Origin of the sequence: Pseudomonas putida (assembly GCF_028682175.1) — a bacterium.
Lineage (GTDB): Bacteria > Pseudomonadota > Gammaproteobacteria > Pseudomonadales > Pseudomonadaceae > Aquipseudomonas > Aquipseudomonas putida_AD.
In genome coordinates this window covers 194,445-207,062 of sequence record NZ_JANHKS010000005.1, presented here as the reverse complement: position 1 = coordinate 207,062, position 12,618 = coordinate 194,445, and the positions used below count along the sequence as shown (strand labels likewise).

Annotated in this window: 10 protein-coding genes; 7 read left to right on the top strand and 3 right to left on the bottom strand. The window is 65.0% G+C overall.

What is annotated here, in order from left to right; all coding sequences use genetic code 11:
* Positions 1 to 130 precede the first annotated feature (130 nt).
* Together NPS29_RS06215 and NPS29_RS06210 are read left to right on the top strand one after the other, a co-directional pair.
* The gene (locus NPS29_RS06215) at positions 131 to 961 is read left to right on the top strand and encodes a DUF4892 domain-containing protein (protein WP_274131376.1); all 831 of its coding nucleotides are present in this window, start codon (positions 131 to 133) and stop codon (positions 959 to 961) included.
* A 97-nt stretch (positions 962 to 1,058) separates the two neighbouring features.
* Positions 1,059 to 2,111 carry an AI-2E family transporter gene (locus NPS29_RS06210; RefSeq protein ID WP_274131375.1) on the top strand — a complete coding sequence of 351 codons (1,053 nt, stop codon included), beginning with the start codon at positions 1,059 to 1,061 and terminating at the stop codon, positions 2,109 to 2,111.
* A 57-nt stretch (positions 2,112 to 2,168) separates the two neighbouring features.
* Here the strand turns inward: NPS29_RS06210 and xopAW are convergent, their stop codons facing one another.
* From xopAW to NPS29_RS06195, 3 genes are all read right to left on the bottom strand, one after another.
* The gene (gene xopAW, locus NPS29_RS06205; protein ID WP_274131374.1) at positions 2,169 to 2,705 is read right to left on the bottom strand and encodes a XopAW family type III secretion system calcium-binding effector; all 537 of its coding nucleotides are present in this window, start codon (positions 2,703 to 2,705) and stop codon (positions 2,169 to 2,171) included.
* Positions 2,706 to 2,957: 252 nt separating this feature from the next.
* The gene (locus NPS29_RS06200) at positions 2,958 to 4,043 is read right to left on the bottom strand and encodes a sensor histidine kinase (protein ID WP_274131373.1); all 1,086 of its coding nucleotides are present in this window, start codon (positions 4,041 to 4,043) and stop codon (positions 2,958 to 2,960) included.
* Positions 4,040 to 4,792: a response regulator gene (locus tag NPS29_RS06195; RefSeq protein ID WP_274131372.1), complete on the bottom strand. Its 753-nt coding sequence runs from the start codon at positions 4,790 to 4,792 to the stop codon at positions 4,040 to 4,042. Before NPS29_RS06195 ends, NPS29_RS06200 begins: the two co-directional genes overlap by 4 nt.
* A gap of 377 nt (positions 4,793 to 5,169) precedes the next feature.
* On the opposite strand from NPS29_RS06195, the gene kdpF reads away from it, so the two are divergent.
* The 5 genes from kdpF to NPS29_RS06170 all read left to right on the top strand — a co-directional run bounded on the left by kdpF (position 5,170) and on the right by NPS29_RS06170 (position 12,527).
* Positions 5,170 to 5,265 carry a K(+)-transporting ATPase subunit F gene (gene kdpF, locus NPS29_RS06190; protein ID WP_037009437.1) on the top strand — a complete coding sequence of 32 codons (96 nt, stop codon included), beginning with the start codon at positions 5,170 to 5,172 and terminating at the stop codon, positions 5,263 to 5,265.
* Positions 5,266 to 5,270: 5 nt separating this feature from the next.
* Entirely contained in the window at positions 5,271 to 6,965 is a 1,695-nt protein-coding gene (gene kdpA / locus NPS29_RS06185; protein ID WP_274131370.1) for a potassium-transporting ATPase subunit KdpA, read from the top strand.
* A gap of 10 nt (positions 6,966 to 6,975) precedes the next feature.
* Positions 6,976 to 9,039 carry a potassium-transporting ATPase subunit KdpB gene (gene kdpB, locus NPS29_RS06180; protein WP_274131369.1) on the top strand — a complete coding sequence of 688 codons (2,064 nt, stop codon included), beginning with the start codon at positions 6,976 to 6,978 and terminating at the stop codon, positions 9,037 to 9,039.
* A gap of 73 nt (positions 9,040 to 9,112) precedes the next feature.
* Positions 9,113 to 9,670: a potassium-transporting ATPase subunit KdpC gene (kdpC, locus tag NPS29_RS06175; RefSeq protein ID WP_274131368.1), complete on the top strand. Its 558-nt coding sequence runs from the start codon at positions 9,113 to 9,115 to the stop codon at positions 9,668 to 9,670.
* Positions 9,671 to 9,866: 196 nt separating this feature from the next.
* On the top strand, positions 9,867 to 12,527 hold the full coding sequence (locus tag NPS29_RS06170) for a sensor histidine kinase (protein WP_274131367.1): 2,661 nt from the start codon (positions 9,867 to 9,869) through the stop codon (positions 12,525 to 12,527).
* Positions 12,528 to 12,618: the final 91 nt, after the last annotated feature.

The window sequence follows — 12,618 nt, the reverse complement described above, 5'->3', positions numbered from 1 at the left end:
ACGCTGGGCGGGTAGAAACAGGAGACTGCCCGATGGACCACTGCACACGCTTCACCCATTCATCCACCCGTTATTCCTCACAAAGCCGGCACAACGCGCCGGTTTTTGTGTGCCCGCCGATGGCTGGCCTATGAACTTCCCTCTGGGGCGTGGCTACGCGCTCGGGTTGCTGCTGTGCCTGACCGGCTTTGCCAGCGCAAGCCAGGCGGCTGACGTGGCGGGGAGTCAGGATTTTTCCATCGTGCCGCGCCCCACCGATGCTGAAATCGTCGATTACAAACCTGCGGTCGAACTCGAACGGATCTACCCCATGGGCTCGATCCGCAAGATCAGCGGCCAGTTGCGCTTCGACGGCCAGGTGGCCGCGCGGGGCAATGCGGCTTCCGTGACTTACCAATTGCCCGCCGAGCGTTCCGCCGACGAAGCGTTCACCGCTGCCCGCGAAGCGTTGCAGAAGCAGGGGGCGCAGTTGTTGTTCTGGTGTCAGGCTCGCGATTGCGGCGAGAGCAGCCTGTGGGCCAACGAGGTGTTCGGCAACGCCCGGCTGTACGGCGCCGACAACGGCCAGGCCTATCTGCTGCTGCGTCTGGCCGAACCTGCCAACGACACGCTGGTGGCGCTGTACAGCATCACCCGGGGCAACCGCCGGGCACTGCTGCACGTCGAGCAGTTCCAGGCCAGTGCGCCACTGGGCGAGCTGCTGCCGACCTCCGCAACCTTGCTGCGCGAACTCAAAAGCACCGGGGATCTGGATTTGCCGATGCTCAGTGGTGCTCCCGCCCAGCCCTGGATCACCCTGTTGTCACGGGGCCTGAACCTGGACAGCACGGTGCGCGTGACCCTGTCCGGCGCGCAAAGCGAGGCCTGGCGCCAGGCCCTGACCGATGCAGGCGTGCGCGCGGCGCGGCTTGAAATCGGCGCCGCACAAACCCGGGGGCTGGCCATCGAACTCATTCGCTGATGCAGGTTCTATCATTGGCGTTATCACGGGGAACGGTGAACGTCATCGTTCGCCCCTATGCTTGAATACTCTCGATTTCTTTTCAGCGGACTGATCCATGCTCAATAACGACCGCCTGTTGGTGCAGATTCTTCTGCTCGCCTTGCTGGGCGCCTGTCTGTGGGTGATGGCGCCGTTCTGGTCGGCGCTGTTCTGGGGCGCGGTGCTGGCCTTCGCCAGTTGGCCGCTGATGCGTCTGCTGACCCGCGCATTGAATGGCCGCGAATCCCTGGCCGCAGGTATCCTGACCCTGGGCTGGATGCTGCTGGTGGCGGCGCCTCTGGTGTGGCTGGGCTTCAACCTGGCGGACCACGTGCGCGATGCCACGGTGTTCGTCAAGGATGTGCAGGTCGATGGCCTGCCTGATCCACCCACCTGGCTTGGCAACATTCCTCTGGTGGGCGAGCGCCTGGTGGGCTACTGGACCACCATCGATCAGCAGGGCGCGGCATTGCTGGCGAGCATCAAGCCGTATCTGGGGCAGGTCGGCAACTGGCTGCTGGCCCGCAGTGCGCAGATCGGCGGCGGCATTCTCGAGCTGACGCTGAGCATCGTTTTCGTGTTCTTTTTCTACCGCGACGGCCCAAGACTTGCGGCGTTCGTGCTCAGCCTGCTGGAGCGGCTGATCGGCGATCGTGCGCAATACTACGTCGATCTGGTGGCAGGCACGGTGCAGCGGGTGGTCAACGGCGTGATCGGCACGGCGGCGGCCCAGGGCATCCTGGCGCTGATCGGCTTCCTGATTGCCGGCGTGCCGGGCGCGCTGGTGCTGGGCATCGGTACCTTCCTGCTCAGCCTGGTGCCCATGGGCCCGCCGCTGATCTGGATTCCGGCCACGGCGTGGCTGGCCTGGAAAGGCGAATACGGGATGGCGGTGTTTCTGGGCCTGTGGGGCACGTTCATCGTCAGTGGCGTGGACAACGTGCTCAAACCGTACCTCATCAGCCGCGGCGGCAACCTGCCGCTGGTGATCGTGCTGCTGGGCGTGTTCGGCGGATTGCTGGCCTTTGGTTTCATCGGCCTGTTCATCGGCCCGACCTTGCTGGCAGTGGCCTACAGCCTGTTGCTGGACTGGGTGGCCGACAGCCGCGCAAGGCAGTTGCCCAAGTAAACCGGGCGTAACAACGCGACCGCCGTCGGGCACTGACCCGGCGGCGGTCTTTTTTTGTCAGGCAGAAGTACTCAAGTACTTGCCCGCCGTCGCGCTGCTTGTGAGGTTGTAGCTTTGGCTGATGGCCGCGACCATGCGATTCAAGGCTTCGGTGGCCTGGGTGCTGGTGTTCGAGTCGCTGCTTGAATCGTCGCCTTGCAATGCCGCGGTCAGCTCCGACTCGCTGATGCTGCCATCACCGTCGGTATCCAGTGCGCTGAACAGGTCCTGGGCCTGGTCTGCCGCCGAGCCTGCGTCCATCTGCATGGGCGGTGGCGGTGGCGGGGTCATGGCGGCCAGCTCATCGACGTCCAGACTGTCATCGTCATTGCTGTCCAGATCGCCGAACGCCTTGCTCAGACTGACCGTGATCCCGTCCTTGGAGTCGGAAGACAAGGCTGAGCTGAGTTCATCCTTGTCGATGCTGCCATCGCCATTGGTGTCGAGTTTCTTCAGCAGATCCTCGGCGAATTTCTTGCTCTTGTCAGTGCTGGTGGTGCTGCTTGAGCTGGCGTACCCGGAATAACTGCTGCTGCCGCTGATGCCTGAGATCATCGGACTGCCTCCCTTCGAATGGATAGAGCCGGCTCGGTTTACCGGCTCATGCAGCGTCGGGGGTGTGGGTGTCGGGGGTGTGTGGGGTTTGTAACGCGGGGCTTACGCGGCGCCTGCGTACATGCACCGTAGGAGCGGGCTTGCCCGCGACCGCAGTGTGTCAGGGCACCTGATGGTCAATGACACACCGCGGTCGCGGGCAAGCGCGCTCCTACAGGTGTGCCTTCGGAACGGCCAGCATGGAAAGAGCAGTCAGATACGTGGCAGGTCGAGCACGGCGGTCAGGCCGCCGCCCGGCGTTTCTTCCAGGCGCAGATCACCGCCCATGCGCCGGGCGGCCTCCCGGGCGATGGTCATGCCGATGCCGACGCCTCCGGAGTTGCGGTTGCGCGAACCCTCGACGCGGTAGAAGGGCTCGAACACCGCTTCGCGCAAATTCTCCGCAATGCCCGGGCCCTGATCTATCACCCGCACTTGCAGCCTGTCGCTGGCATCCTCGATCACCACTCGCGCGTGTCCGGCGTAGCGCAGGGCGTTGTCGATCAGGTTGTGCAGGCAGGAGCGCAGGGCCATGGGCTGGGATTTCAGCGGTTTGCATGTACCGCTGGCCTGCACGTCGTCGCCATTGTCCTGGGCGTTCTCGGTCAACGATTCGATCAGCGCCTGCACGTCGAAGTACTGCAGGGCCTCGCTGGTGCGCTGCTCGTTCAGGTAGGTCAGAGTCGCATCGAGCATGCCGATCATGTCGTTCAGATCCTGGGTCATCTGGCCATGCAGCCTGGGCTCTTCAATCTGTTCGACGCGCAGTTTCAAGCGCGCCAGGGGCGTGCGCAGGTCGTGGGAAACGGCGGCCAGCATGCGCCCGCGTTGCTGCACCTGTTCGCGAATACGCTCCTGCATCAGGTTGAACGTCGCAGCCGCCTGACGCGCCTCCCTGGGGCCGGTGATGGTCAACGGTGGGCTGTCGAGGTTTTCGCTCAGGCGCTCGGCCGCGTCACTGATGCGCTGGACCGGCCGGCTCAAGGCCTTGGCCCCGAACCAGGCGGCAATCACCAGGGTGACCAGTTGAAAGAACAGCGGGATCAGCGGAATGCCGAGAAACGGCGGGCGTCCGGGTGGCGGTGGGGGCGGGCGCAGGGCGTCGAGGGCCGACGACAGCTCGCTCTGTTCCCCTGCAGGCGGCATGGGGTGGGCGTTCTGCTGACCGGCAGGCGGCGGTGGCGGCATCGCCGGGCCGTAGTGGTGAAACCAGATGAACGCCAGCAGGTGCGCCAGGACGATGGCCAGCAGCGCGCCGCCGAACAGGCGGGCGAAGAGGGTGTCGGCCGAGCGGATCAACCAATGTCCCTGGCGTCGAACATATAGCCTTCGCCACGTACGGTCTTGATCAGTTGCGGGGACTTGGGATCGTCACCCAGTTTCTGGCGCAGGCGCGAGACCAAAAGGTCAATGCTGCGATCAAATGCCTCGATGGAGCGGCCACGGGCGGCATCGAGCAGTTGTTCGCGGTTCAATACCCGGCGCGGGCGTTCGAGGAACACGCGCAGCAGGCGGAATTCGGCGTTGGACAGCGGCACTACGAGACCGTCGGGCGCGGTCAGTTGGCGCAGCACGCTGTTCAGGCGCCAGTTGTCGAAACGCAGGGTGGTGCGCTCCTCGGTGCGGTCGTCGCGCACCCGGCGCAGGATGGTCTGGATGCGCGCCACCAGCTCGCGAGGCTCGAAGGGCTTGGCCATGTAGTCGTCGGCGCCCAGTTCCAGGCCAATGATGCGGTCGGTCGGCTCGCAGCGGGCGGTCAGCATCAGGATCGGAATGTCAGAGGTGCTGCGCAGCCATCGGCACAACGATAGGCCGTCTTCGCCCGGCAGCATCAGGTCCAGCACCACCACGTCGTAGGTTTCCTCGGCCAGGGCCTGGCGCATGGCATTGCCATCGGTGACGCCGGTGCTCTGGATGTTGAAACGGGCCAGGTAGTCGCACAACAGTTCGCGGATCGGCACGTCGTCATCGACGATCAGCGCGCGAGTGTTCCAGCGCCGCTCTTCAGCCGGAGCGTTGGCGGTGTTGCTGTCAGGGGTCGTTTGCATGTTGCTGCCGCCATGTGATGCCGCCGGGAAGGCCGCGGGTGAGGAACGACGCTGCCATGCTACTGCGCAGGCGAGCGGGGCGGAAGGGTGAGCCTGTCGGGTGTCGGCGCGATGTCTTGAATGTATCAAGAAATGTACAAAGCGGTTAATAACGTTTGTTGTAGGAGCGCGCTTGCCCGCGACCGCGGTGTGTCATTCAACATCAGATGCCCTGACACACCGCGGTCGCGGGCAAGCGCGCTCCTACGGACTGGGGTGAAATCGGCACTCTTTACGCTTTCTTTATGCCCCGCGCCTACCCTCGATCTCGTTCCTTTACACCCCTCATGACGACAATTCCTACACACGGCAATCGCCGTATGACGGAGAGTTTTTTCATGAGCGTTCTGGATGGGGTGTCACTGCTGTTGGCGGCAGGGTTGTTCGTGTACTTGCTGGTGGCGCTGCTGCGCGCTGGCCGGGTCGAGGAGTGACGGCCATGCACGGGTATGACTATCTGCTGATTCTGGCCTTCTTCGCATTGGTGCTGCTGCCCGCGCCGTTGCTGGGCCGTTTCTACTACAAGGTCATGGAGGGCGAACGCACCTTCCTGACCCCGGTGATGGGGCCGGTGGAGCGCATCTGCTATCGCCTGTCCGGCGTTGACCCCAAGGTCGAACAGAACTGGAAAACTTACACCCTGGCCCTGCTGGCATTCAACCTGGCGGGCTTTGTCGCGTTGTTCGCGATTCTGCTGTTTCAGGGCGCGCTGCCCCTCAACCCTCAGGGCTTGCCGGGGATGGAGTGGTCGCTGGCGTTCAACACCGCGATGAGTTTCGTCACCAACACCAACTGGCAGAGCTACAGCGGCGAGGCCTCGTTGAGCTACCTGAGCCAGATGGCCGGCCTGACCGTGCAGAACTTCGTCAGTGCCGCCACCGGTATCGCGGTGCTGGTGGCGTTCTGTCGCGGTATCGGTCGCCGCTCGACACAACACCTGGGCAACTTCTGGGCCGACATGACCCGCGCCACCCTCTACGGCCTGCTGCCGTTGTGCATCGTGCTGGCGTTGTTCCTGGTCTGGCAGGGCGTCCCACAAACCTTCGCCCATTACGTGGATGCCGTGACCTTGCAAGGCGCCGACCAGACCATTCCCCTGGGCCCTGCGGCCAGCCAGATCGCGATCAAGCAACTGGGCACCAACGGCGGCGGCTTCTTCGGCGTCAACTCGGCGCACCCGTTCGAGAACCCGACAGCCTGGAGCAACCTCTTTGAACTGGTGTCGATCATCCTGATCCCGGTGGCGCTGGTGTTCACCTTCGGCCATTACGTCAAGGACATGCGCCAGAGCCGCGCGATCATCGCCTGCATGCTGGCGCTGTTCCTGATTGGCGGCGCCACGGCGCTTTGGGCCGAATACCAGCCCAACCCGACGCTGAACCTGGCCTCGGTCGAGCAGACCGCGCCGATGGAAGGCAAGGAAACCCGCTTCGGCACAACCGCCACCGTGCTGTGGGCGACCACCACCACTGCGGCATCCAACGGCTCGGTCAACGGCATGCACGACAGCCTCAACCCGCTGACCGGCATGATCGCCCTGGCCAACATGATGGTCGGCGAGGTGATCTTCGGCGGTGTGGGCGCGGGGCTCTACGGGATGTTGCTCAACGTGCTGATCGCCGTGTTCCTGGCCGGTTTGATGATCGGCCGCACCCCGGAATACCTGGGCAAGAAGCTACAGGCGCGGGAAGTGAAGCTGCTGGTCGCCACCCTGATCGTGATGCCCGTGGGGGTGCTGGTGCTGGGTGCGCTGGCGGCCTCCCTGCCGGGGCCTGCCGGTGCGGTGAGCAACCCCGGCCCCCACGGCTTCAGTCAGCTGCTTTACACCTACACCTCGGCCACGGCCAACAACGGTTCGGCATTCGGCGGTTTCAGTGCCAACACGCTGTTCCACAACCTGATGCTCAGCCTTGCGATGTTCATCGGCCGCTTCGGCTACATCCTGCCGGTGCTGGCACTGGCGGGCAGCCTGGCAGCGAAGAAAACCGCGCCGCTGGGCCTGAACAGTTTCCCGACCCACGGCCCGCTGTTCGTGAGCCTGTTGACCGTGACCATCCTGCTGGTGGGCGGCCTGACCTTCCTGCCGACCCTGGCACTGGGGCCGATTGCCGAACATTTGAGCCTGGGTTTCTGAGGACCGAATCATGAACATGCCTGCACCTGTAATCAAAAATGCTCAACAGCCGGTGACGGAGTCGGCCAAAACCGGTTTCGCCCAGCTGTGGCGCCCGGCGTTGATTCAAGCCTTCGTCAAGCTCGACCCGCGCCAGTTGCAACGTGCGCCGGTGATGCTGGTGGTCGAACTGACAGCGATCCTGACCACGATCCTGTGTGTGATTCCCAATCCTGCCGTGCCGACCTTTGTCGCCGTGCAGATCGCCCTGTGGCTGTGGTTCACCGTGCTGTTCGCCAACTTCGCCGAAGCACTGGCCGAAGGCCGTGGCAAGGCGCGGGCCGACAGCCTCAAGGCCGGGACCGAAGGCCTCAAGGCGCGCCTGCAAGGGGCGACTGGGGCCTACATCACGGTCAACGCCAGCACCCTGCGCAAGGGCGATGTGGTGCGCGTCGAAGCCGGGGAGCTGATTCCCGGTGACGGCGAGGTCATCGAAGGCATCGCGGCGGTCAACGAGGCGGCGATCACCGGTGAGTCTGCGCCGGTGATTCGTGAGTCCGGCGGTGATCGTTCGGCGGTCACCGGCAATACCCGGCTGGTGTCGGACTGGCTGCTGGTGCGCATCAGCGCCAACCCCGGCGAGTCGACCCTGGACCGCATGATCGCCCTGGTCGAAGGCGCCAAGCGCCAGAAAACCCCCAACGAAGTGGCGCTGGACATCCTGCTGATCGGCCTGACCCTGATCTTCCTGCTGGTGGTCGTGACCCTGCAGCCATTTGCCCATTTCGCCGGCGGCGACCTGCCGCTGGTGTTCCTGGTGGCGCTGCTGGTCACGCTGATTCCCACCACCATCGGTGGCTTGCTGTCGGCCATCGGTATCGCCGGGATGGATCGTCTGGTGCGCCTGAACGTGATTGCCAAGTCCGGCCGTGCGGTGGAAGCGGCGGGGGACGTGCACGTCCTGCTGCTGGACAAGACCGGCACCATCACTTTCGGCAACCGTCGTTGCGCGGCGGTGTATGCCGCGCCCGGCGTGAGTGGCAAGGAACTGAGCGAAGGCACGCTGCTGGCCTCGCTGGCGGACGACACCGCCGAAGGCAAGTCCATCGTCGAATACCTGCGCGGGCTGCACCAGTTTGCCGAACCTGCGGCGAGCCAGTTGACCGCCGTCCCTTTCAGCGCCGAAACCCGCTTGTCCGGCGTCGATTACGACGGTCGCGTGTTCCGCAAGGGCGCAGTGGATTCGCTGCTGGCGTTCCTGGGCCGTGATCGCAGCGACCTGCCCGCGCCGCTGGCCCGGGAAATCGACAAGATCGCCAAGACCGGTGGTACGCCGCTGCTGGTGTGTGGCGACGGCAAGCTTTTGGGGGCCATTCACCTCAAGGACGTGGTCAAGCCCGGTATCCGCGAACGTTTCGACGAGCTGCGCAAGCTGGGGATTCGCACCGTGATGGTGACCGGCGACAACCCGCTCACCGCCGCTGCGATTGCCGCCGAGGCGGGTGTCGATGACGTGCTGGCTGAAGCTACGCCTGAGAAGAAACTGGAGCGCATTCGTCAGGAGCAGAACGACGGGCGTCTGGTGGCGATGTGTGGCGACGGCGCCAACGATGCCCCGGCGCTGGCCCAGGCAGACGTCGGCATGGCGATGAACGACGGCACCCAGGCGGCGCGGGAAGCGGCGAACATGGTCGATCTGGACAGCGACCCCACCAAGCTGCTGGACGTGGTGCAGATCGGCAAGGAATTGCTGGTGACCCGTGGCGCGCTGACCACCTTTTCGATTGCCAACGACGTGGCCAAGTATTTCGCGATTTTGCCGGCGCTGTTCGCGGCGATCTACCCGCAGCTTGGCGTGCTCAACATCATGCACCTGGCCAGCCCCCAGAGCGCGATTCTCTCGGCCATCGTCTTCAATGCGCTGATCATCGTGGTGCTGATTCCCCTGGCCCTGCGCGGCGTGCGGGTGCAGGCGGCGAGCGCGGCGCATCTGCTGCGGCGCAACCTGCTGATCTACGGGCTGGGCGGGATCGTGGTGCCGTTTGTAGGGATCAAGCTCATCGACCTGCTGCTGACCGCGCTGCACCTGGTGTAACCGTTACCTGCGCTGCGGGCGTGATTGCCAGAGGGCGACCGCCGCAGCCACTGAATTGATCGAGGATTGAGAGATGTCGACTATAGTGCGTCCCGCCGTGAGCCTGATTGTGCTGATGACCCTGATCACCGGCGTGGCATATCCGCTGGTGGTGACCGGCGTCGCCCAGGTGGCGTTCCCGGAACAGGCCAATGGCAGCCTGGTGTACGACGATCAGGACAAGGTGCGCGGCTCGGAACTGATCGCGCAGAATTTCACCGGTGAAGAGTGGTTTCATTCGCGTCCGTCCGCGGGGGCCTACGCCACGGTGGCCAGCGGCGCGAGCAACCTGTCGCCGAGCAACCCGGCGTTGGCCAAGCGCATCGGCGATGATGCCGCCCAGGAGAAAGTCCAAGGGCAGGGGCCGGTGCCGCTGAACCTGTTGACCACCTCGGGCAGCGGCCTGGACCCTCATCTGTCGCCCGCTGCGGCCGATTACCAGGTAACCCGCGTGGCCGTCGCCCGGCACCTGCCGCGGGAAACCGTGCAGCGGCTGGTGGCGGCCAACACCGAACATTCGCTGATCGGCCCGCCGGTGGTGAATGTGCTGGCGTTGAACCAGGGTTTGAGTGAGTTGCAGTTGGGCAAGTAGCTGGATGGGATCACCCTTCTCCTGTAGGAGTGAGCTTGCTCGCGATAGCGGCGTGTCTGTGCCAAATGCAGTGACTGACACAACCCATCGCGAGCAAGCTCACTCCTACAGGGGGTGTGTACGGCGAAGGCGCTCGGGTGTAGCAAGGTACAAGGACAAAAAACGTGAACCGCGTCATTGCATCAGGACAACCATCGTGAATTCAGACAGCCGCGCCGACGCCTTGCTGGCCTCTCTTCCCCGGGACGACCGTGGCCGGCTCAAGGTTTTTCTGGGGGCCGCGCCAGGCGTTGGCAAGACCTACGCCATGCTGCAGGCCGCGCACACCCAGTTGCGCCAGGGCGTTTCGGTGCTGGTGGGCGTGGTGGAAACCCACGGTCGCAGCGAGACCGAAGCCTTGCTCGGCGGGCTGGCCCAGCAACCGATGCTGCGCAGCGAATACCGTGGCGTGATGCTCGAGGAAATGGACCTGGACGGCCTGCTCAAGGCCCGTCCCAAACTGGCACTGGTGGACGAACTCGCCCACAGCAACGCGCCGGGCAGCCGCCACGCCAAGCGCTGGCAGGACATTCAGGAGTTGCTCTCGGCGGGCATCGACGTCTACACCACGGTCAACGTGCAGCATCTGGAAAGCCTCAACGATCAGGTGCGCGGCATCACCGGCGTACAGGTGCGCGAAACCCTGCCGGACTGGGTGCTGCAGGAAGCCTTCGAGCTGGTGCTGATCGACCTGCCGCCCCGGGAGCTGTTGGAGCGTCTGCGCGACGGCAAGGTGTATGTGCCCGAGCAGGCGCGCGCGGCCATCGATGCCTTCTTCACTCAGACCAACCTCACCGCCCTGCGCGAACTGGCGATGCAGACCGCCGCAGCCCAGGTCGATAACGATCTGGCGCTGGGCTATCGCCAACTGGGCCAGGCCGCGCCTGCGGTACGCGGCCGATTGCTGGTGGGCGTGGACGGCGATGCGCAGGCTGAACGGCTGGTGCGCCATGCCAGCCGCGTGGCTCAGCGCCGGCATTTGCCGTGGACCCTGGTGCACGTCGATAACGGCCGGTTCTTCGATGAAGTCGCCCGCAGCCGCCTGCAAAACGCCCAGCAACTGGCCGAACGCCTGGGTGGCGAGGTCGTGGTGTTGCGTGCCCCGGAAGTGGCGAAAACCCTGATTCAGCACGCCGCCGAACGTCGGGCTAGCCTGGTGCTGGTGGGCCAGTCGCGGCCTCTGTTGCGCCGTCGTGTGTTCGGCGGTGGCCTGGCGGCCCGGTTGTTGCGTAACGCCCATGGCCTTGAGATCAACGTGCTAGACAGCGAAGCGCGGCCTGATCAGCCGCGCTCGAACACGCCCCGTGCGACGCCCTGGTTCGATTACCTGCTGGCGGTGCTGGCGACGATCTGCGCCAGTGCCCTGGCCTGGGCAGTAGCGAGCGTGCTGGCACTGCCAAATATCTCGCTGGTGTTCCTTGCCGCCGTGCTGCTGGTGGCAGTGCGCAGCAGCGTGGGCCCGGCGATGGTCTGCTCGGTGCTGTCGTTCCTGGCCTATGACTTCCTGTTCATCCCGCCGAATTTCTCCCTGAGCATCCAGCGCGAAGAAGACGTGCTGACCTTGCTGTTCTTCCTGCTGATGGCCGCCCTGACCGGCAACCTCGCGGCCCGGCAACGGCGGCAATTGCAGGCGCTGCGCGACACTCAGGAAGAAACCAGCGAACTGCTTGACCTGTCCCGGCGCCTGACCGCCGCAACCGACCGCCAGGCCGTGCTCAGCGCCGCCGAGCAGCATCTGGCCGGCTGGCAGGAGCTGGAGGTGTGCATCCTCGACAACCAGAACCAGCAAGGCTGGAAAGTGGAAAGCGGCGGCGCCCTGCAGTTGTCCGAGTTCGAGCGGGCCGCCGCCGATTGGGCCTGGCAGCACGGCCAACCTGCGGGCAAGGGCACCGGCACCTTGCCGTCGGGTGCCTGGTGGTTCCTGCCGTTGTGGGTCGATGATGCGCCGCTGGCGTTGCTCGGCGTCCGGCCACGGGCCGGGCAGAGTTTCACAGCCCAGCGCCGACGTCTGCTGACTGCCCTGAGCCAGCCATTGGGTCAGGCGCTGGCGCGCGCGCGGCTGGCCGAAGACCTGGAAGCCGCCCGCCTGCATGGCGAAACCGAACAGCTGCGCAGCGCCTTGCTGGCCTCGGTGTCCCATGACTTGCGCACGCCCCTGACCGCCATGCGTGGCAGCATCGACAGCCTGCTGGCGCTGGGCGAGGCGATCCCGCTGGCGGATCGTCAGGAGCTGCTGGAAGGCACTCGCGATGAGGCCGAGCGCCTGGATCGCTACATCCAGAACCTGCTGGACATGACCCGCCTGGGCCACGGTGCGCTGAAACTGGCCCGGGACTGGGTCGCCCCGGCAGATATCGTCGGCAGCACCCTGAACCGCCTGCGTGCGGTGCTGGCGCCGTTGCAGGTCAGTACCGAGCTGCCCGTCGAGCTGCCGTTGCTGTACGTGCATGCGGCGCTCATCGAGCAGGCGCTGATCAACGTGGTGGAAAACGCAGCGCGCTTTTCGCCGCTCCATGGCCGCTTGCAGATGGAGGTGAACGCCTCGTCCGATGAACTGGTTTTTTCAGTCAGCGACGAGGGGCCGGGCATTCCCGAGGATGAACGGGCGAAGATCTTCGACATGTTCTACACCGCCGCCCGTGGCGATCGCGGCGGGCAGGGCACGGGGCTGGGGCTGGCGATCTGTCAGGGCATGGTCGGCGCCCACGGCGGGCGGATCAGTGTGAGTGACGGCATCGACGGACGCGGCACCCGCATCAGCCTGCACCTGCCGCTGCAGACGCAGCCCCAGGGGGAAACCGAGGCGGCAATGGGTTAGGCTTCTGCTGACAAAATGAGGACCCGTAGCAGCACGGCTTGCCGGCGGGGGCGGCGTGTCAGGCAATGCATCACTGACGGATGTACCGTTC